At 62.8% G+C, this 19,573-nt stretch carries 19 protein-coding genes; 13 read left to right on the top strand and 6 right to left on the bottom strand.

From position 1 onward, the window contains the following. Nucleotides 1-327: 327 nt before the first annotated feature. Nucleotides 328-771 carry a hypothetical protein gene (locus tag LVJ94_34985; GenBank protein ID WXB02107.1) on the bottom strand — a complete coding sequence of 148 codons (444 nt, stop codon included), beginning with the start codon at nt 769-771 and terminating at the stop codon, nt 328-330. Between LVJ94_34985 and LVJ94_34990 the strand changes: the two genes are divergently transcribed. From LVJ94_34990 to LVJ94_35035, 10 genes are all read left to right on the top strand, one after another. Continuing rightward, entirely contained in the window at nt 770-1,201 is a 432-nt protein-coding gene (locus LVJ94_34990) for a hypothetical protein (protein ID WXB02108.1), read from the top strand. The genes LVJ94_34985 and LVJ94_34990 overlap by 2 nt on opposite strands. After that, complete coding sequence (locus tag LVJ94_34995) at nt 1,198-1,494, top strand: hypothetical protein (protein ID WXB02109.1); 297 nt, start codon at nt 1,198-1,200, stop codon at nt 1,492-1,494. The genes LVJ94_34990 and LVJ94_34995 overlap by 4 nt, the downstream gene beginning before the upstream one ends. Continuing rightward, nucleotides 1,491-1,814 (top strand): hypothetical protein, encoded by a 324-nt coding sequence (locus LVJ94_35000; GenBank protein WXB02110.1) that lies wholly within the window; start codon nt 1,491-1,493, stop codon nt 1,812-1,814. The genes LVJ94_34995 and LVJ94_35000 overlap by 4 nt, the downstream gene beginning before the upstream one ends. A 976-nt stretch (nt 1,815-2,790) precedes the next feature. Further along, the gene (locus LVJ94_35005; protein WXB02111.1) at nt 2,791-3,153 is read left to right on the top strand and encodes a hypothetical protein; all 363 of its coding nucleotides are present in this window, start codon (nt 2,791-2,793) and stop codon (nt 3,151-3,153) included. 874 nt (nt 3,154-4,027) lie between these two features. Next, nucleotides 4,028-4,399: a hypothetical protein gene (locus LVJ94_35010; protein ID WXB02112.1), complete on the top strand. Its 372-nt coding sequence runs from the start codon at nt 4,028-4,030 to the stop codon at nt 4,397-4,399. After that, complete coding sequence (locus LVJ94_35015; protein ID WXB02113.1) at nt 4,396-5,301, top strand: hypothetical protein; 906 nt, start codon at nt 4,396-4,398, stop codon at nt 5,299-5,301. Before LVJ94_35010 ends, LVJ94_35015 begins: the two co-directional genes overlap by 4 nt. 8 nt (nt 5,302-5,309) lie before the next feature. Further along, nucleotides 5,310-5,681, top strand: a complete 372-nt coding sequence (locus tag LVJ94_35020) for an HU family DNA-binding protein (protein ID WXB02114.1) — start codon at nt 5,310-5,312, stop codon at nt 5,679-5,681. 123 nt (nt 5,682-5,804) lie between these two features. Then, nucleotides 5,805-6,665, top strand: coding sequence for a hypothetical protein (locus LVJ94_35025; protein WXB02115.1), 861 nt, complete (start codon nt 5,805-5,807; stop codon nt 6,663-6,665). Between the two features lie 80 nt (nt 6,666-6,745). After that, nucleotides 6,746-7,477, top strand: a complete 732-nt coding sequence (locus tag LVJ94_35030; GenBank protein ID WXB02116.1) for a hypothetical protein — start codon at nt 6,746-6,748, stop codon at nt 7,475-7,477. Nucleotides 7,478-7,579: 102 nt separating this feature from the next. Then, nucleotides 7,580-7,834 carry a hypothetical protein gene (locus tag LVJ94_35035; protein WXB02117.1) on the top strand — a complete coding sequence of 85 codons (255 nt, stop codon included), beginning with the start codon at nt 7,580-7,582 and terminating at the stop codon, nt 7,832-7,834. A 261-nt stretch (nt 7,835-8,095) separates the two neighbouring features. Here the strand turns inward: LVJ94_35035 and LVJ94_35040 are convergent, their stop codons facing one another. The 3 genes from LVJ94_35040 to tagF form a co-directional block, all read right to left on the bottom strand. After that, nucleotides 8,096-9,727 (bottom strand): serine/threonine protein kinase, encoded by a 1,632-nt coding sequence (locus LVJ94_35040; GenBank protein ID WXB02118.1) that lies wholly within the window; start codon nt 9,725-9,727, stop codon nt 8,096-8,098. Between the two features lie 198 nt (nt 9,728-9,925). Beyond that, entirely contained in the window at nt 9,926-10,810 is an 885-nt protein-coding gene (locus LVJ94_35045) for a hypothetical protein (protein WXB02119.1), read from the bottom strand. Nucleotides 10,811-10,965: 155 nt separating this feature from the next. Further along, nucleotides 10,966-11,895 (bottom strand): type VI secretion system-associated protein TagF, encoded by a 930-nt coding sequence (gene tagF / locus LVJ94_35050; protein ID WXB02120.1) that lies wholly within the window; start codon nt 11,893-11,895, stop codon nt 10,966-10,968. Nucleotides 11,896-11,957: 62 nt separating this feature from the next. Between tagF and LVJ94_35055 the strand changes: the two genes are divergently transcribed. The 3 genes from LVJ94_35055 to LVJ94_35065 all read left to right on the top strand — a co-directional run bounded on the left by LVJ94_35055 (nt 11,958) and on the right by LVJ94_35065 (nt 16,919). After that, on the top strand, nt 11,958-13,334 hold the full coding sequence (locus LVJ94_35055; GenBank protein WXB02121.1) for an FHA domain-containing protein: 1,377 nt from the start codon (nt 11,958-11,960) through the stop codon (nt 13,332-13,334). Between the two features lie 955 nt (nt 13,335-14,289). After that, nucleotides 14,290-15,453 (top strand): hypothetical protein, encoded by a 1,164-nt coding sequence (locus LVJ94_35060; protein ID WXB02122.1) that lies wholly within the window; start codon nt 14,290-14,292, stop codon nt 15,451-15,453. 971 nt (nt 15,454-16,424) lie between these two features. Next, nucleotides 16,425-16,919 (top strand): hypothetical protein, encoded by a 495-nt coding sequence (locus LVJ94_35065; GenBank protein WXB02123.1) that lies wholly within the window; start codon nt 16,425-16,427, stop codon nt 16,917-16,919. A gap of 30 nt (nt 16,920-16,949) precedes the next feature. On the opposite strand, the gene LVJ94_35070 is transcribed toward LVJ94_35065, so the two are convergent. Together LVJ94_35070 and LVJ94_35075 are read right to left on the bottom strand one after the other, a co-directional pair. Then, nucleotides 16,950-17,903, bottom strand: coding sequence for a DUF5050 domain-containing protein (locus tag LVJ94_35070; GenBank protein WXB02124.1), 954 nt, complete (start codon nt 17,901-17,903; stop codon nt 16,950-16,952). 3 nt (nt 17,904-17,906) lie between these two features. After that, nucleotides 17,907-19,229: a hypothetical protein gene (locus tag LVJ94_35075; GenBank protein WXB02125.1), complete on the bottom strand. Its 1,323-nt coding sequence runs from the start codon at nt 19,227-19,229 to the stop codon at nt 17,907-17,909. Nucleotides 19,230-19,573: the final 344 nt, after the last annotated feature.

The raw sequence follows: 19,573 nt of genomic DNA on the forward strand, positions 1-19,573 counted from the left end.
TCCGCATGTCCCGGACTATCGGCGACACATCATGCCCACCACTTCCGACGAGCCGTTCGGATCGGCGCCGAATCAGATCGGTTCGCCCATTCTGTCCGTGCCTCAGACGCGTGCAGCGGGCGAATCGTTTTTGTCGTTCCTCATCTCCGTCATCCTCCGGTCGTCCGGAAAAAATCTCTCGCACACACTCGGAGTCTTCTTTGACACACAGCCTCTCAAGTGGCGGCGCCGACGCATCTCTCCCCCTCGGGATCGTTCGGGAGCATCGTAGTGGGCTGGAGAGAACCAATGGATAGCCGCGGCGGTCTCTGGGCCATTGTCTCAAGCTCACGGACAACGTATCTGGGGCGCATTGTCCAAGTCGATGGCAAGGCCAATCCCACAAAGGCCGCCACCCTCGAGGCGCAATGGGTGACGCTCGACCCCGCGTGCGACTTCGCGATTTTCCGGATTGCCGTCGAGAACGGATGGGAATTTGTACACCGGCGAGCGGCGGAGTACCCGGGCCCTACAGCAGCGGAGATCGTTCGCGTGCAACTGCGCCCCGTCGAAGTTGCATTCCTCGATGAATTTGACGGGTCCGAGGGGGACGAGAGCATCGCCGAGTTCCGGCGGTTTGCCGTCGAGGCGCGGGCGCGTGCAGAAGGGCCCGTGCACGTGCCGGTGCGCACGCCGGTGAAAATGGATCGCAGGCGCCGAGCCGCATTCCGCGTGCGCCGCCTGCATCGACAAGACCCCGCCGTGGGGGCCACAAAGGAGAATTGGCTGCATGGAAAAGACAAAACCTATCGTTCTTGACCCGCTCCGTGTCCCCGAGGTCATGGCCTTCCTGGAGGCGGAGGAGCGCCTTGCGGCGCTCAAACGAGAATACCGACCTGTATTTGACGAATTTCGTGTGCTGGTTGAACAGCGCAATGCGGCGCTGATTGCGGCAGACAAGGTCCTTCGCCCGAACCACGCTTCGTGCGGACCCTTCAAATGCCGTCATATCGCCACAAAGTACGATGCCGTCGCGCTCTACCTCGAATTGGGGGAAGAGCAGTTCAAACGCCTTGGGGGATCCATCCGGCAGACCGTGGAGTACGAGCTCGACCGCGATCGGTTTGAAGCGCTGATCGACCAAGTGCCGCCCGACGTTCTCGAGCGTGTTCAAAAGTCCTCGCCGGCGTACGACAACCCGAAACCCGCCGTGCTCCCATGAACGTCAAGGTGACGACGGAGCGTCGGGGACATATCCCGCACACGGTACGGGAAGAGCGCATTCCCATGGAGAACCTCTGCTCGCACGGAGATGGGCCGCGCGCGAAGGTTGCGTTTACCCTGAGCAAAGTGGTGGGGCCCGACTTCATCAAGGTGGCTGTGTTCGTCGAACTGGAATGCGACCAGCGGGAAAAGACGGTTAACGAGGCGGCAAGGACGGCGTTCTACAAGGCGATCGAGTACCAAGGCGACGCGTTCTCGATCCTCGATGCCGCGGGAGAGATTGTGCGATGATTCGAGGGCGCGCGCGGTTCGACGGGTTAGCCATTGGCGAGATCGAGGTCAGCTTTCTCGAAAAAGACCGCCTGAAACTCGTCGCGAAAGCGGCCTTCGTCAGCACGGGCAGTGGCGCGACGCACGGGTGGACCACGAACGAGGCCTGGTCGCCCGACGTCGTCTCCAAGCTCGCCGAGCTATGCGTGCTGATGGAGCAGGACCTTGCGCGCCTGCACTTTGAGAAAGCGGCCGAGGACGTGGAGCCTGCTCGCGTCGCGACCGCCAACATGGCGACGGGGCTCATGGAGCATGTCATGGGGGATGTCCCGTCAATCTAGAATAGCGATGTGTAATGACCTGAATATGTGATCGACATCTCAATTTTCTTTTGTGTTGACGCTTGCACTCGGTCGCGGTCATCCATGTGTTCCGCCCACCAAGAGCCATACCGTTTGGGGATACATCATGGCGATTTGGACCTTGAACATGCGCAACGCGCCATTCGTTCGAACTGCTCGTGCTCGCCCGGGAGCGCGGCCGAGAGATCATCCACAGTTGCAAGAAAGGATAGGAGCCATGGCGTTTGGACTCGCCGGCGGAGAGGTGCGCTCTCCGCTTGTGGGCGGAAATTTCGGACAACGGAGCGCGGCCACGGGGCGGCTCTCGCGAGGTCAGGGCAGAAGGGTCCCGTACATCTTCGGTGCGTACCGGCCACCTATTCAGTCCACCGATACGATTCGAATCCTCGAAGGGCGCTACCCGCAGTGGTTTGCGCGCGGCAGGGAGCCGAATGTCGAGATCTACTCCGCGGAACTGCCATATTGGCAGTTTACCGATCACTTCAGTCTCGCGACGCAGAGAGGGGCGATTTGCAGTGCGGGGCCGTGCGCATCCTATCGAGATCTCCGGGAGCCTTGCACCGGATGCGATCTGTATTGGATGTCCACGATGGCGGACCCCGACGGGACGTCGGACCGTAGTGTGTCGAAGGTCGTCAAGTATGGATTTTCGATCATCGATTACGGCGTCTACCACTTTGTCGAACAAGTCGACAAAGAAGGCCATGTTCGTTTCAGCACGAGAACCGGCAAGCCGTACATGGCATGGAAAAAGTGCACGGCACCCGAATGTGGAGGGTGCGTACATAAGGCCCAGACGAAAGTCGGGCACCCTGTGCATTGGCCCGTGCCCTGGAGCTACTTTGCGGAGATTCGAAACCTTGCCGCTGCGATCGGTGCGAGATGCGCGCTCTGTGACTCGCAGCTGCGCTCCGTCGCCTGGGTCTGCGTGCGGTGCGGGCGGGCGGTGGTGGACATGGCTGGAACAACGCACCCTCCGGACACCATCGCCCGATTGACGGAGACGCCACATGAGTGCCGCTGCGGGACGAAGGCCCTCTTGAACGAGATCATTCGTTGCGACGAATGTTCGCGACGCCGGGCCGAACCACGACGCCGGACGCTCTTCGACGCGGACCTGCGCGTCACCCGCATTCCCAAGGGGGCGGACAAGTTCGTCCTCGGCATCGAGGTCAGCGCCTTCCGAAGCATCCCGGACGAATTCCAGCGTCTCGCGAGGCCGCTCGATCTGAAGAGGACATTCGCTCCCAACTCGCTGGAAGAGCAGGAGCGCCTGCTGGTGGATCCGAGCACGGCGCCGCCGCGCTCGTACGGATAGGCGAGCGGCCAGAGGGCCGCCGCTCGAGCGGGACGAGGGGCGCGCATGCGCATAGCCGCGCTTCCCTATTGCTTGCCACGCGCGACATGCTTCATCGCGCGTGGCTGATGTTCCTGATTTCGCTTTGTTTTGCGAACGGGCTGAGCACCCGCGTCCTTCGATCGCGGACCGGCTCACGAGTGCGGAGGGACGAGTGACGTACGCGCAGTTTGATGATCGCTTCGACGACGACCCACGTTACGCCGAGGCCGGCTGGGATCTGGAGCATTACGGCTTGTACGCCTGTGGGATCACGTATTGCGGTCGCCATCTCACCGACGGGCAGATCCCAGAACTTGCCGTGTGCCGGTTTGGCCGAGGGAGGGGGCGTCGCAACCTCAGGCTCGCGGCGAAGCTTTGCGAACACGGCGTTTGGCGCCGCACCGCCACGGGGTTCGAAGTGGTCGACTACCTCAACGAGCACGCGTCACGTGCCGAGGTCCTGAAGCGGCGTGCGGAACTGAGCGCGGTCCGTGCGGAGGCCGGGCGCAAGGGGGGATTGCGTTCGGGAGAAGCTCGCCGGCGGGAGACGGGGACTGGCGGAGAGAAGGAGACAAAGCAAAGGAAGGTGGACCCCAAGCCGCCATCTGTCGCGGGCAGGCCGCATCCTGCGGAAGAAGCGACGAAGCGGGCATCCAGCATCGATGAAGGGAAGGGAAAGCAACCGCGAAGCAACGTCGAAGCAAGTGCTCCCTCCGTTGCTGCGTCCCCGCTGCAGCAAAACGAACCCCCCTCCTCTCCCCTCCTCTCCACTCCGAATCAAAAACCCCCCTTACCCCCCAAGGGGGCGACGGGGCCGGTGAAAGCGCCCTGGAAGCTTCGCGTGGAACCCAGCATGCTTCTGGGGACTTATCGCGAGGGGGTCGTTGCGGGCATGCAGCAGGCGACGGGCGACCCCAGCGCCACGTGCGCGGAATTCGATCCGCGCTCATGGCGTGACATCGAGCGCGCGCTTCGGGCCCACGGGCCGCCCGACGCCGGCGAGGAACAGCAAATCGAATGGCTCCGGAGCAAAGCGGTCGCTTACGTGATCGCAACCCACTCCAAAGCCCAATTCCAGCGTGGGTTTCACCCGGTCAAGTTCGTTGAATGGTGCAACGAGCGCAGCCTATGCGAGGCGTCTGCTCCGAGCGTCGCGGCTGCACCGCGCCAGCAGTATTCCGATCCCACCGCTCCTTGGCTCAAACACGAAAGGGAAGCTTCATGACACACCGAGACTATGACCATCTGCAATTACCGCCGAGCCTGGATTCCGAATTCCGAGAGATGTTGTCGCGCGCCGCCTCGTTCCTTCCCGCCGGGGGCCAGCATCGCGAGGCGGCATGTTCCACTTGCCATGTCACTCTGCGTGTCATTGCCGACGAGCGCCGGAATCCCGCCGACGGTTCGATCCGTTGCGAGGTTTGCGCGCGCCGGCTTCAACTGAAGGATGCCCGCGAGGGGCTGCCCAAGCGCTTCGTTGGCTTTCAGCTGGAGTCGCCGGCGCTTCGGGCGCTCGTAGGCGCCGAGGCCGTGGAATCCGCCAAGAACGCGCTTTCGGCCGATCGAGTGACGCTGCTCGGGCCTTCCGGTGCTGGCAAGACGAGCCTTGTGGTCGCCATGTTCCAGCACGTTCTCGGCGTTGGTGTCGAGGCATCGCTTTCGGAGGCCGACCTCGAGCGGGCGCGTGGGGCGCGGTTCAAGAGTGCCTACCAACTTGCCAAAGCGCGCGCGCAGCACCCGCTCGGCGAGGGCGAAGCTCCGGATGTCCTCGACTCCATGAACGCCACGATCTTGGTGATCGACGAGCTCGGAAGTGAGCGGGACTCCGCCCTGAACGCGGTCACCGATGTCATCTACGAGCGGCACGCTCGGATGCGACCAACCTGGGTAACGACGTGGCTCACAAAGGCCGACCTCGACAAGCGCTACGGTTCGGGGATCGCCAGGCGACTCCTCGATGGTGCCGCCGTACTTCCGCTCGCGCGGGATGCCGTTCGAGGTGTTGGTCCGCAGGCGGCCACTTCGGGCCCACCGACGCCGGCCCCCTCGCGATTTCGCGAGCCGCTCCGGTTCCACCTGGACGGCGCCGGGCGCCTCCCGGGAGCTACGCGGCAGGTTGCGCGATGACCCTGGTGATGCCGCCGCTCGTCACCAAGGAGACACTGGATTGCGAGGTTTCCCGCAGCCTGGGCGTCCCGATCAAGACCGTACGCATGATCTCCCGCGCGTTCATCGATGGATTGCGCGACGCGCTTGCGGCCGGGGCGGCGGTCCGGATCGCGGGCCTCGGGCGCTTTTCCGTGTCCACGTCGCGCCAGCCACCCTCCAACATTGTGCCATATCCCTATGTACGAAACATCGTGCGCTTTGCGCGTGGCCGGGTGCTGGCACGCGCCCTCGCCGAAAGGAACATTTCCAATGGAGAAACTCGCCGTGGAACAAGGAGCCGCTCTCGAACTCGAAAAGGTGGCCGCGGACGGCTGCCCCATGTGCGGCAAGAAGCCTGAGGTCAAAGGGCGAGTTCTGGTTTGCCCCGAGCACGGATCCGAGCCCTTCGAAAGAGCTTTGCCGAACACGGAATAACGGCCATGGAGCGACGTCCGTGTCGCCAGACACTTTGGGAGGAAACCATGCCGCTGGTCACGATCGACGATCTTTGGGGCCCGCCCGACGAGGTGGCCGCCCGAATCCAGGACGCAAAACAACTGTTCCGTCTGTACGAAGAGTACATTCGATTTCAGCCGGATGACTCCGTACGTCCGCCGGGAATTCATTCGTCCGAACTAAGTCGGTGCGTCCGGTGGGCGTTCTACTCGCTGGTCGACCATCGGAAAATCCCGACAACGAAGCCGTTCTGGAAGAAGAAATTCAAGCTCGGCAAAGCGATCCACTCCATGATTGAGAGGGACTTCGCGGGTATGGCCGCCCGAACGCGCCGGCTTCGCCGTGCCGGCGCGCCCGCGGGCGACGGCTTCATCGTGGAGTTTCAGGCCAATGTGCTTTGCTCACCGGAGCTCCAGCCGCTCTGCGCCCGGTGGAACATTTGGTCGGAGGCCGATGGTGTCTTTGTCTTTCGCGAGCACGCATACGGGCCTGCCATCGTGCGCGTCGGCCTCGAGACGAAGTCGATGGGCAAGGAGGAGTTCGCGGCGTTGCGCACGCCGGAACCGGAGCACGTCGAGCAGGTGCATACCTACATGGCTGCGCTCGAATTACCCCTGATGTGGCTCGTATATTACTGCAAGGGCACCGACAACATCACGCCCAGCGAAGCCCCCTTCCTGCTGGCGTTTGACCCGGTCGTCTGGGCGGGGACCGAGGCGAAGATCCGACTTGTCCACGAGCATGCTGCCCGTGGAGAAGCACCCCCTCGGCAGGAGTCGATCGCGTGCGACTTTTGCCCCTACGCGTGGGATTGCCAGCCAACGCGATTGGCCGGCCCCCCTCGTCGACAATCGGTTGTGCACTTGCGGACGTCGGGCAAAGCCTGACGCTCACCGTCCTCGAGCGGGCGCTGTGCACGTGCACGACGTCCCGTTGCGCCATTCATCAACATCATTCAGGAGGCATCATGACCGTGTCTGCCCACGTTTTCTACACGCCCGAGAACGCACCGCGCGACCTCGCCGATTTGCTGCAGGTCGGAGAATACCGACTGCGCTCACTCGCAGAGCAACTGCACATGCTCGATACGCCGGAGCAAAAGACCCATTGGAAAGAGATGTCGAACGAGCAGCAGGTTCAGGAGGTGCATACTGCGCTCGAAGCTCGCGACGGCGCGCCGGAGAGTATGCGCCACAATGACGGGACGGCCCTGCCTGCGCCGCCGTTCCTTCAGGACCCTGAGCGCGTCGTGCCCATGCTTCCGTCTGCGGCACATGGCGCGCTGCAGGGTCGTTCATCGAGTGCGGGCGGCATGCGCGGGCGCGGTGCATATGGTCGTGCCGCGGGTCCCGTGCCGCCGCGAGCGACAGCGATGCCGCCCGGTCGACCCCATGGCTACGCGCACCCTCCGCAACAGCATGGGCAACCAACGCCGTTCGCCGCGCTGGAGCCGCCCTCCTTCGCCATGCAATCACGGATGCGCGATCTCGATGGGAAAATGGGAAGTGAGCTTCGCGAAATGCGCGAAGGGCTCGAGCAAGTTCGTGACCTGGTGCACCTCGCCCTCACGTGCGCGGTGTCGGCTGGCGCGGCTTGCACCGGCGAAACACCCGAGCAATTTCTTTCTCGGACGACGGCGAGCGCCCCGGCGCTCGAAGGCCTCATTGGCGCGGTACTCAATGGGGAAATCCCGCGCTGACCAGAGTGTGCGGTTTCAGCGGACCGTTTTCCTCGGCCGCGCAATGGCCATTGCCGACTTCAACGTTCCAAACGTCTCCCGATTGCAAAAAAGGACAACAACATGAGCAACGCAGCTTCGATGAACCACGGACCCCAAAACTCTCTTTCCGCTGAAACCGATCTCGATGAGGAGGATATCGTGCTGGATGACGAGGAGGTTATCGTGCTGGGTGAGGATGACGATCAAGACGAAGACGACGAGGGCGAGGACGTTCTCCATGCCGATTCCGACAGCGAGGGCGGGGTTGCGGCGGAAGACGTCGATCACGACGCGCCAACACTGCCCTCGTTGCCCCCTGAAAAATCTGAAGGGTGACAAGGCGGAGCGAGAACTCGCCCCCCTCGTTGCCGCATAGCTCATTGTGATTCGGCGCAGGGGGCCGTTCCGCCACCCTTTCGGTGTTGGACCGAACGCGAAGCCGCAGAGGCCGTCCTATGACGATGGCCTCTGCGCGCGGCTACTCACCTCCAACTTAGCTTCCCATCGACATCTTGCTCCGCGCCGACGACGTTGCGGAGCGCCGATGCCCCCTGCGTCATGTGGATGATGGGACGGCGGCGGACGTTTGCCTAGCGACTACTTGTCCATCCAACCCGAGTATTCGTCGCCTGCCTTCTTAGAAGACGACGGCTTCCGTTTGGAGGGGGCCTTGGGCTTGCTGCCGTCGCTTTCGTCGAGTCTTTCGAGGTCGACGCGCCCCTGGCTGCTCACGACTCGCGGGCTCCCGGAGCCAGCGGGGGGCCCTGCCTTGTCCTTCGGTGCCGACGAGGCGGAAGGAGAAGACGTCGCGAGCGGCGCAGCGACAGGTTCGTGCGCGGAACCAGGCGGCGTCACGTCGGAACTCGGCTGGGGTGGAGGGATCGGCGGCGCGGTCGAGGATGCGGCGCTCTTTGCGTTCTCTTCACTGGCGGCGAGGCCTTCGGCGTTCGTCGAGGACGGCGCCGGGGCGCTGCTCTTGGCCGCATCGCGCGTCTGCACGAGACGTGCGACGCCGTACACGCCGCCTAAGAAGAGCATGATCCCGAAGGCGGCGAACACTCCCCACTGAATGGATCGGCTCACCGACACTGGCGGTGACGTTGCGTCGGACGATACGGTCGTCGGTTCGTCCGTTGTAATGTCGCGACGGCGGGCGCGGGCGCGCGCCGCGGCGCGCTGGATGCTCTCGGGGTTTAGGGCCCGGACGCTTCCGGTCAGGATCTCCTGCGTGCTCTCGTTCGACGAAATGAACATCGGATCGAGGTTTTTGTAGGCGACGCGCAGATCGTGAGCCGCCTGGCTCATAGTCGGTCGGCGGCGCGGATCCTTTTGCAAGCACGCTGCGACGAGTCGTTCGACGGCTGGTGGCACGAGCAGGTAGTCGTGCAGGTTCGGCGCGGGCTCATTGAGCACTGCGTGGCGCACGAAGTCGGGGATCTCGCCGGCCATACCCATGTTGCGTTTGAACTCCGCGACCTTCTCTTCGGCCTTGTAGGTCGGCCGGATGCCCGTGATGAGTTCGTACGCCAGAACACCGAACGAATAAACGTCACCTGCGGGTCCGGCATCCTGGCCAAGAATACTTTCGGGGGCGATGTAGAGGAGCGTCCCCTCGACGTTGACCAAGATGCCCGGCACGCCGTGCACAAAATGCTTATAGACGCCGAAATCGATCAATTTGGGGACAGCTTTGCCGGAATCCTCTATCGCGATGTAGATGTTCTCGGGTTTCACGTCCCCGTGCACGATCTTCATCTGGTGGAGGGCGGCCAATGCGCTGGCGATATCGATCAAGATCTCCAGCGCGTGATTCATGGAGAGGCGTCCCTTGTTCTTCAGGGCGGTCCTTCCGCCGAGGCCGTCCAAATACTCGAAGAGAATGTACGGTCGAAACTCGTCCGCCGTGTATCCGGCGCCGTAAACGCGCACGATATTTGGATGTTTGACGTATCGCAGAATATCGTGCTCGCGCAGGAAGCGCTCGACGATCTCTTTGTTGGCCATCAAGTGCGGATGAAGAGTCTTGAGGGCAACTTCGCCGAAGGTCGCGTGGGTTCCCTGCCAGACCGACCCATAGCCGCCGCGACCAAGCAGGCGATGAATGATCGTCTCGGTGCCCGGCACGAGGTAACTGCTGTCCACCGGATAATCGCCGCCCGCCTCGGCCAACCGCGTCTGCGGGGTCGAGGCGACGACAGCCGCCAAATTGGTGACCGGCTTGCGCTGCATCAAACGCCGACGTCCTTTCGCGTCTGCAAGGGCGCCCCTGCTGGCAAGAGCACGGGGGAGCTCTTGGAAAAGGTCGCCATCAGAGACTTCGCGAACGGATCTGCCACGGGTCGATATGGTACCGCGTCGAACGGGCTGGAGATAGAGCCGCGCGTAGCGTGCATGAGATTGCCTATCACGCGTCTCCCCGCGATGTTCCTAGAACGCACCGACGACCGTGACGCCAGCTCCTCCAGGCAGGGCGCTCGGCGCGATCCCGAGCCGCGACTCGGTGACAACGTGGGGCCGACGTGGCCAAGCAGCGTACAGCACGTACCCGCCAATGTGCATGGCGACGCCCGTGCCGAGCAGAGCCCCTCCGAGGACGCGGTGATCACCGCAGTCGGGGTGGCACATGTAAAGGTAAGCGCCTACACCGCCGAGTGCGAAACTCGACACAAAGGTGGTTATCACCAGCGTGTGGAACAGCGCGGGACTCGATGCCTGCAGCTCCACGCGCTCGGGCGGCTTCGGGGCAGGCGCGAGCGCCGGCTCGCGCGTGACGGAAGGCGGTTGAATGGCTGCGGCTGCAGGAACTTCGCGCAGTACCAGGTTTACGATGAGCTCCTCCCCTGGCGCGGCCACACGCTTCGCGTCGCCAATCTTTGCTCCGAGTTGAGCATCGATCGAGTGCTCTTCGTTTGGGGTGACGTCGAGCGGGGCGATCAACGGGGCTGTTCCCACCACCTTCTCATCAACCGAAATCACTGCACCATCGGGCGCGATAATGCGCAAATGACCGACCCTGCTTTGGAGTTCCGCAATCAAGCGCTCGGCTCGACGAACGTTCTCCGGTTTCGCATCGGGCCTCCGCTGGTACTGCCGGAGATGTTCGAGGGCACGAAGGGGACGTTCGGCGCGCACTTCGGCCAACGAGAGGCTCCATAAGCTCTTGGCTTCTCCCTTGGCAGCGAGTGCAGCTGCGAACTTGTCGGCTGCGTCCCCGTAGTTGCCGGCATCGAAGAGCCGGATCCCTTCATCGTACTCCGGCGCATTGCGTGACTGCCCAACAGCGGCGCTGGATACGCTCAGGATGGCCAGCATCGCCGCACCTCGTAAGACAGCATTCCTTCGAACCTTCACGCGTTCCCTCTTTCGCGGCGGGAAACTATCATCAGAGGTGGATCGCCTCCAAAGCCCGAAACGGTAATTTGGCGCATGGATGTGTTTTTGACGGGTCGCTTAACGTTCGGATAAAGTCATCCAGTCAGGCAGGACAACAGGTCAGCGACCGACGCTTCGGTCGAGACGGCCGCTCGCTTGGCCGCTTCACCTAGCCCCTTCGCCGATTCGATGTCCAAGTCACTCAATTTGTCGGCGTCGAGGAGGTCCGCTCCCACGTAATCGGGCAACCACAGCCGCAGCCATGATTCCAACGGCGTCTCGGCGCCAATGGCCACAAAAAGGTCTCCGTGAGGACGCATGTCCCAGCATGCCATCGCGATCCGAGACTCGGGGACGAAGCATGCCAACAACCGAAGCCAAAAGGACGCGGCTGCGGCTCCGCCCGCACCCAACGGAAATCGTGCATAGGAAGGGGTTGGATGGCTTGGTTCATCGCGCAACTTTGCGAGTGCTGTCAGCACCGGTAACGATCCGCGTGCGCCCCTCCGCGGGAAAACGCCTCGCCACGCTTTAACCAGCACGCCGGGACGTGTTGCCCAGTGGTTGAACTCTTCGCCTGCGACGGAGATGGCGCTGCCATCGGGGGGCTCGAGCTTTGACACCGATGAGAGATGGTCGGGCGACGCTGCTCGCCGGGCATCACGTAACACGTCGGAGGCGGTTCGGAAAAACACGTGTCCAGCCACTGGAACGTACGAAAGTGCGCGCGAAACGACATCCTCACCCGTGCTCGCAACAACCATGAGTGGAAACGGCCGTCCGAAGCTGTCCTGGCTCGGAGTGATGGCTCCTAGAATGCCGCGTGTGGATGCTGTTCGACGAAAGGTGAAACCGTGCGCCTCCCCCATGTGGAACGCGCCCAGCCAAGCATCATCCATAGAGGCCATGCCGTTCGCTCGATCGAGCCAATCGAGCCAGTCGGTTCCGGCATCACCGGGCAGCGAACCCAGAAATTCTGGAGAGCTGCGCAGTTTCCCGTACACGGATGCATTGGCAAGCGCCATGGCGGGAACTTTCTCATGGGACGGCCATTGCCGCTACCGGTAGCGGCGAGTATCGTCGCGGCGTGGCGTTAGCGCTGATCTTTTATCTTACCGAGCGACTCGGGGACGAACAGCTGCCGTTCAGGGGGCGCAAGCGGACGGTGACGTGCTACAAGCCTCCCGCCGCCATCGGCCGGGACGATTGGTGCGACGTCAAGTTTCCCGAGCTAAAGTTCGTGTCCAAATTGCACGCGAACGTTAGCTTCCGGGGGGGCAAGGTTTTCATCTGGGACGCCGCCAGTACTCACGGGACCTACCTCACCGACGGCACACGTCTTCCGCCCAAAGAATTGGTCGATATCGAGGCGCACAACGGAGAGTTTCTGGTCGCCGGGCGAATCCATGTCCGCGTCGAGCGCGCCGATCTTGAAGAGCCTCATGCGGCAGACGGGCAACAGCACTCGCTGATCACTGGACTGCCCATTGATGATTTTCAGACACGCCGAATTCAAGGCGCTGAACGAGCGGCCAAGGGAACCGACGAGGATGCGTTCCTCGAGGAGCAGAGGGAATCGTACTCCACCAGTCGTCTGGCGATAGAAGGGATGATCGAGCGCATTTCACGTCGATGCGCCCAGGTTCCGATAGCCCAGGCGAACACCCTGATCGTGGGCGCTGCGCACCGTTACCCAGAGCTTCTCCAAGAGCCGAAGTTTCGGGTGCTCGCCGAGGAGTATGGGGTTTGGCTCGGCGTGGAGGAGCGAGAAGGGGCGGCCGCGCTATTGGAGCTACGCCGGATGGCGCAGGCCATGCTCGGCATGCGACTGGAGTCGACGGCCGATATTGCTGCCTTTGCGGAGCGCCTACTCAAAACCCTCCAGCAGTTTATTCTCGATCTCGTTCCCCTCAAGAACGGATTGCGTGAATTCGGTGAGACCGTTGGGGGCGTCGGCGATTGGTCGGCTTCCGATCCAAGCGGACTGGAAAATGCGGATGGTCCATGGGAAGTGGCGAAGGCTCTGCTGGGGCCCAATGCGCACCCAAATGCCCATGCGGCGCTGCACAAAATCCTTAATCAGGTGATGGTCCACCAGCTGAGTTATGTGGGCAGCGTAATCACGGGGGCGCGCGCCCTGCTTAATGAAGTGGCCCCGCGGTACATCGAGCGCATCGTTGCGAGCGGCAAGCAGCGATCGCCGCGGCGGTTTTCCTGGGGGCCTTGGCGTTATCGCACTCTCTGGTCCGAACTCAAGCTGCGCTTCCAAGACCTTGAGGACGAGAACGTCGTCTACGCCCTCGTCCATGGGAGCGAGTTTCGCGAGGGGTACAGACAGGGGCTCAGTAGGCCGGGATCCACTACTCGCGACGAATGGGTCCTGCCGGGTCCCACGCCAGAGGGCCGTCAGCTTCCCGCTCGTATTTCGCTCGACCCGCCCACCAAACCGTCTCGGAAGGCTTAGAGGGGGAGGGCATGTGGCCGAAGAGTCCTTTCGGGGATGAAAAACCACGCTTGCCCGGTGGTCTGTACGACGCCTGGACGGATTCAATTCCGGACGAGCCCGGGGCGGCTGCAACGCCGATCCGGCAAACCGAGACGGGACCGCTTCCGATGGGTCCGTTCTCGCCGGCCCCGAAATCCGCGTCGTTCTCGGCTGCCCCGTTGAGCGCGGAGATCGCCGCCACCGCCCATCCCGCCGAGATCCCAAACGGCGCCGGAAGCGCCGCGGCCGCAGTTCCGTCGGCGCCCTCCTCTGTGGGCGATCCGCCGTCGCCGGTACCTTTCGTCGATATTCAGTCGCATCCCGAAACCGACGATGTTCTTGGGAAGATGGCTTACCGACGGCCCGTCGATCCTGTGCCCCCAGGACCGGAGGAACCGCACCGTGTGGTTGGAGCCATGGCGCCGCCATCGCGCAACGACACGCCTCCGCCACTGCCTTCGATGATGGTGTCCGAGTCGGCCCTGTCGCCCATTCAGCCGACGGACACTGCGCCGACGCGGCGGGTCCAGCCGTCCTCGCATCCGCCGCCATCGACCCGGGCCACGCCCTCGAGGAAAGCGGAGCGCCGGCGGTGGTCGCTATGGGCGGTGCTACTCGTCGCCATCGGTGCCAGTACGCTGCTCGTTGGCGGCGCCTTCTGGGTCTTGCAGCGGCCCGATGCGCCGGAGCAACCCTCCGTCGGCGAGACGCGTCGGGCCTTGCCTACCTCGCCCCCTGCTAGTTCGAACGTTGTCACGTCCGCACCGAGCGCGATCGTGGAGCCGGAGCCAACCGTACCCGCGGCTCCAGACGACGCGCAACACTTGCCTCCGCCCCCCAAGTCGGCGAAACCGGATGCTCCGTCGAATGCCCACCCGGTCAAGCCGAAGGCACCTGCCAATGACCCCTCTATCCCCAAGCTCAAGATCGAGAGATGAAAAACGGTAACGTAGTAACGCGCATTCCGGGCCTTCGGCATACGGCGCTGCGTGCCGCGCTCGCGGTAGCTCTCTTGATGCCGCCCGCCACCACACTCGCGCAGCAGACGACCGATCCCGCGAACAAGAAAGAAGCGGAGGCCCAGTTCGCGGAGGGCTACAAGCTGCTCAGCCGTGGCGACTACGCCAAGGCGCGTCCAAAGCTGGAGGCGGCATTTCGTCTGGTGAAGCGGAGCACGACGATTACCTACTATCTCGCGCTTTCGGAGATTAAGATCAACGATCGGAATCACCCTGAATACTTCGCTCAGGGACTGCGCCACCTGCGCTTGTACATGCGCCTTCAGCAGGAGGAACAAGCCCGGACAAAAAAGGCGCAGCCGGATCCGGACGACTCGCGGTACATCACGCGCGCCAATTCCGAGCTCATTCCAGAAGCGCTCAACCACGTCGGGGAGCTGACCATTGAGACGTCGCCTACGGCCATCGTTTCGATTGATGGCGTCGACCTCACGGCGGATGACCAAGTGGTCCAGGCTCCACTTCCCGATCCGGTTGCCGTCACGCCGGGCGCGCATCACGTGGAGAGCCGCATCGGCGGCGACAAAGCTGCCAAAGACATCGAGGTACGCGCCGGCCAAACGCTCAGCGTAGCCCTCCCCCTCGAACGCGCTTCGAGCGCGGCTGCGGCGCCCGCCCCTACGACGACCAGTGCCTCTCCTCCGCAGAAATCGGTGAAGGACGAGGACCTCGACGCCATGATTGACCGGAGTGGCTCGACACCGCGGACGTCGAATTCGGCGCATTACGTGGTTCCTGCCGTGCTGGCGGGCGGTGCCCTCATCGCGCTCGGAGGGGGAATCTTGTTCGGTGCGAAATCGAAGAGCGCGAAGGACGACGCGGCAGATATCCGGTCGGGGCAGGCACCCGGCGCTTGCGCGACTCCTTCGACAGCCCGGTGCGATGCACTTCGCGATGCTGTTGACTCGCAGAACAGCAATCAGACCATCTCCATTGGTATGTACATCGGGGCCGGCGCCCTTGCGGGAGCAGCCGTTCTGACGTGGTTCCTTATCCCGAGTGAGCGCGAATCGCGATCGACGGCGACCCCGCTGGTCGGGCCTGGAATGCTCGGCGCGAATTGGACGACGAGATTTTAACTTCGACGAGGAATGCGATGAATCGCGAACTTTTCCTTATTGCCGTTGGTGCAGGTGCCTACTGCTTTGTCCAGGGCTGCGGTAGCTACAACGATAAGAGCTGCCAGGACTACAACACCTGCGGAGGCGATGGCGGGGCTGGAGACGCCAATGGTGGCGGTCCCGTGTTCGTGTCTCGGCAGAACGGGCAGGACTCGTATCCCGGGACGAAGGAGCAGCCGTTCAAAAGCCTCGCGGCCGCGCTCGCGCGGCATCCCACCAGCGTGACTGTTTGCGAGGGGACCTACCCTGAGACGATCACCATCACCGCGGGAACCGAGGTGGTCGGCGGCTTCGATTGCACGAGCTGGTCTCCCGGGAAGGTCACGACAATCGCGCCGACGGCCGGCATTCCGCTGACGATCAATACGCGCGAACGCGTCGTCCTGCAGAACCTTGAATTTGATTCTGTGGACGCGAAGGAACCGGGCGGAAGTAGCGTTGCTGCCTTTGTCACGAACTCCCCAGACGTGACGTTCCGTACCGTCACGCTCTCGGCAGGGAAAGGCGCGAACGCTGGCCCAGTCGGGGCGCCCGCCGCGAACTTTAATGATGCAAAAGCTCCTGACGGCGTTGGGCCCAAAACGGAAACCCCGGGCTCGGGGGGGCTCGGCGGTAAGATCACCTGCAACGACGCGACAACATCATCGGCCGGGGGAAATGGGGGGGACGCGGTTGCAACGCCTGAAGGAAACGGAAAGCCTGGGAGCTCAACGCCGCCGACCACCCCAACCGCTGGGCAGGATGGATCGGCGGGCACCGGCGGAGCCTCGTGCACTCCGGGCACGCCAGGGGCGAACGGGGCAGCCAAGCCGGCCGCAAAGGGGGCTATCAGCCCGGGGGTTTTGGCTGTTACTGGCTGGTCTAACCAAGCCGGTGAAACAGGTCCAACAGGAAATCCGGCGCAGGGCGGCGGCGGAGGTGGCGGCCGGGTGACCGGTACACGCGGTGGAGGTGGCGGGGGCTCCGGCGGATGCGGAGGTGGCGGAGGCCCCGGCGGAGCATCGGGAGGGTCGTCGTTCGCCCTTTTGAGTTTTCAGTCCACAGTAAGATTGGAAGCGAGCAATCTCATCGCCCATGACGCCGGCAACGGCGCGAACGGTGCCGTGGGAGCAAAGGGCCAAGGCGGTGGCAATGCTATAGCTGGTACGTCCGTATGCGCTGGCGCGGAAGGAGGCAACGGCGCGGGCGGTGGCGGCGGTGGTGGCGGCGCCGGTGGTCTAAGCGTAAGTATCGGGTACGTGGGGACGCAGCCCACGGCCGACGGTTCGACCACCATGCAGCAGGGGAACGGCGGTGACTTCGGCCGCGGCCAGCAAGGTGGTGATCCAGGGTCGGGCGCTCTCTCAGGTGGCAACAAAGGCAATACGGGCGGTGACGGCAAACCTGGCGAGAAGGCGGCCACGAAGGACCTCGCCACGCAGTAATTGCACGCGAGGTGGAGCAAGTGGAGGAGCTCAGCGCGGATAAAGCGATGTCCGAATACTGCGCGAGCTCCCACCAGGAACTCCCTGGGTTGTCCAGTAGACTTTCCCTCCGGCCGCGGCGACCGTCGGGTCGCCCCACTCGGTTTCGCCCACGACGCTAGGGAACACCCATGGCAAGGCGGTAGACCTTGCGAGTGTCGTCTTCTCTTGAATCCAGTACAGGCGATTGCCGTCTGCTACCAATCCGAAGGGATGATCCAGATCCTCCACCAGTAGTTTCGGATGGCCGCCGTCGAGCGGCACACCCCATACCGCCCCGTCGTTCGGGGGATACAGCAGAGTTTCTGAGCCATCAAGGCTCCACACCGCTTGGTTCTTGAAGATCGCTAGGCCCGTTACCGATCCGTCGCCGACGCCGATAGCCCAGGCCAGCTGCTTGATCGAACGGTCGCGAAGGTCCATTCGCCAGATATGCTCATCTGCCTTGTCGCACCATACGAGGTAGTCGTCGTTGACGTCCGCATACTCCGGTATCTGCGCCGCAAGGTACTCCGGTTCTCCTCCTGCCGTCGAAATCGAGTACATGGCCCCGTATTTCACGAAGAAGACGCGAGAGCGACTAACGCCAAGAACTCGAGTGGGGCTCTCGACGAGCACGGCCCTGTTTTGACCGTCGAAGGATGCCCGCATCAGGTGCCCCCGTTCCCGAAAGAAGACCACGCCTTCTCGCGAGGCGACGACGGCTGGGCAGGTTAGACCTGAAAGCAATGTGGTTGTCGCGTCCCGAAACGCGCCGCGCTGGATCACGTCGCGGCCCTCCAAATCCTTGTGGCACGTCGACCACAGAGCGGCCCCGCTCGAATCCACGACCAGCGCATTCAACCCATCGACGTCATTCTCGATGGACCAAGGTATGCGGCAAAAACGCAGGAGCAGACTCGACGTGCCGACAATAAATGCGGCGACGAATGTTCTGGCACGCATGGGTTATGGCCATCCTTCGCGGAGGTCCGCGTCGTCCGCCGCGTTCGCCTCGTCCGCACACGCCCGTTCGGCCTTTTCCATCCGGTCGAGCCATGACTCAAACGCGGCAAGAGTCTGATGGACGTCGCTCTTCTTCACTGGCGAAGTGTAAACCGACATGGGAAAGAATAACGCTGTCTCCGCCTTGTGCGTGCCTCGATAGAAATTCTTGGCGAATTCGTATACATCGTTCGATAGAGATTTTGGTATGAGCTTCTTGAAATTGGCAAACCGTTCACTCGCCAATGCCTTGCCATGCCCATTCGCGCGTGTGCAGTAATAGTCGTGCAGAACTTCGCTCACGGAAGGTAAGGAACCCGGGCCGGTGGTCACCCTCGAGCCAAGGATGATTCCATCAATGTCACCTATCATCTCCGCGTCGGTCGCCTCCGATTCAAGTGCGCTAACGCGAGGTGCACCGGGATGATCCATAACTTCCACGACGGACTGCCCAAGGTCCCCCGCCAACGTGACGAAGTACAGATTGTCCACAGGGATAGCGGGTGTCGGAATGCGCCAAAGGTGAATGCTCGTGGTCGACTTTCTGTGCATTCCCGCCGCCATCCCAATGAGTACATGTCCGAGGGCGACAGGATAACCGAGCATATCCGCTGCAACGCCCACTTCGCGTAGTCTCTTCCTTTCGCTCGCGTTTTCCGCACCATCTTCGTTCGGTGCCATCACCTGCGTGCCGTGCGAGCTCAGTTGAATGAGTCGCGCAATGTCCACCGTCGTAAGTCCGGTATTGCTGTAGTTCGACGTCCGTGGACTGCCAATAGGCCTCAATACGTCCGGAAGGGGATCCGGGCTACCGAAAAGAGCATCCTGAAATAGCTCGCGTCCGACGCCGGCCGCCCGGCGTAGCGCTCCGAGAACGCGCTCAGCTCCCCAATCTGGATATGTCCTCTCCACACGCCGCACAAGCGAGATGTACTCAGCAACATCACTGCGCGCGGGCGAAATGGGAAGAACAATCGGAGGCTGTCCCGGAAGTCGCGCGCTAACGCTGACATACTTGTCAACCCACTCGTCCGGAACGCAATCGACTTTCAGCTTATCTTCCTTAGCGCGGACGATGGGCGCTGAGACAGGTTCCCCACCCACGGTCAATTCCCATGAGATCGTTCGCAGCATCGCCGATGATGCGTTGACGTGGACGGCCTGCAGCCGAAGTGGAGCGCAGACTTGTACGAGCGAACGCTGGCGCTCGCGAGGTGGTACGACCGCAATGCGAACCAACGCCGGCTTCTTTGGCGTTGCGACAAGCGTGATCTGCTTCCTGTCCACGTCCGTACCTCGTGCGAGATCTAGTCCCCGTGATGCTCACTCTTCAGCGTGCGAGTGAACCGATACGAGCCATGCTCACCGTTCTCCGGCGTGCCCCACTCGAGATGGCATCCGCCCTCGAGCGATATGTCATCCTCCACGAGAAGGCCTTCACTGTTCGCAACTCCCTCGCGCGATACCCCGCTCGCTCGTAGCCGATAGGGCGCGGACGGTATCGGCCGCTCGTGCTCGTCACGAAGAAAGATGCGGAGCGTGACCCGCGACCCGGAATCGGATGTTCCGTCGAGGGGTGGTTCCTCCATGATGGCCCCCGGTGTTCGTAGCGCCGGGTGGGATGCTGGCCC

This window comes from Sorangiineae bacterium MSr11367 (assembly GCA_037157805.1).
Taxonomy (GTDB): Bacteria; Myxococcota_A; Polyangia; order Polyangiales; family Polyangiaceae; genus Pendulispora; species Pendulispora rubella.

Bases quoted from the DNA above. Each gene is read 5' to 3' on its own strand.
- LVJ94_34995 (WXB02109.1), top strand. From the start codon at position 1,198: ATGAACGTCAAGGTGACGACGGAGCGTCGGGGACATATCCCGCACACG.
- LVJ94_35000 (WXB02110.1), top strand. From the start codon at position 1,491: ATGATTCGAGGGCGCGCGCGGTTCGACGGGTTAGCCATTGGCGAGATC.
- LVJ94_35015 (WXB02113.1), top strand. From the start codon at position 4,396: ATGACACACCGAGACTATGACCATCTGCAATTACCGCCGAGCCTGGAT.
- tagF (WXB02120.1), bottom strand. From the start codon at position 11,895: ATGGCGCTTGCCAATGCATCCGTGTACGGGAAACTGCGCAGCTCTCCA.
- LVJ94_35040 (WXB02118.1), bottom strand. From the start codon at position 9,727: ATGCAGCGCAAGCCGGTCACCAATTTGGCGGCTGTCGTCGCCTCGACC.
- LVJ94_34990 (WXB02108.1), top strand. From the start codon at position 770: ATGGAAAAGACAAAACCTATCGTTCTTGACCCGCTCCGTGTCCCCGAG.
- LVJ94_35030 (WXB02116.1), top strand. From the start codon at position 6,746: ATGACCGTGTCTGCCCACGTTTTCTACACGCCCGAGAACGCACCGCGC.
- LVJ94_35025 (WXB02115.1), top strand. From the start codon at position 5,805: ATGCCGCTGGTCACGATCGACGATCTTTGGGGCCCGCCCGACGAGGTG.
- LVJ94_35010 (WXB02112.1), top strand. From the start codon at position 4,028: ATGCTTCTGGGGACTTATCGCGAGGGGGTCGTTGCGGGCATGCAGCAG.
- LVJ94_35070 (WXB02124.1), bottom strand. From the start codon at position 17,903: ATGCGTGCCAGAACATTCGTCGCCGCATTTATTGTCGGCACGTCGAGT.
- LVJ94_35060 (WXB02122.1), top strand. From the start codon at position 14,290: ATGAAAAACGGTAACGTAGTAACGCGCATTCCGGGCCTTCGGCATACG.
- LVJ94_35045 (WXB02119.1), bottom strand. From the start codon at position 10,810: ATGCTGGCCATCCTGAGCGTATCCAGCGCCGCTGTTGGGCAGTCACGC.
- LVJ94_35005 (WXB02111.1), top strand. From the start codon at position 2,791: ATGGCTGGAACAACGCACCCTCCGGACACCATCGCCCGATTGACGGAG.
- LVJ94_35035 (WXB02117.1), top strand. From the start codon at position 7,580: ATGAGCAACGCAGCTTCGATGAACCACGGACCCCAAAACTCTCTTTCC.
- LVJ94_35020 (WXB02114.1), top strand. From the start codon at position 5,310: ATGCCGCCGCTCGTCACCAAGGAGACACTGGATTGCGAGGTTTCCCGC.
- LVJ94_34985 (WXB02107.1), bottom strand. From the start codon at position 771: ATGCAGCCAATTCTCCTTTGTGGCCCCCACGGCGGGGTCTTGTCGATG.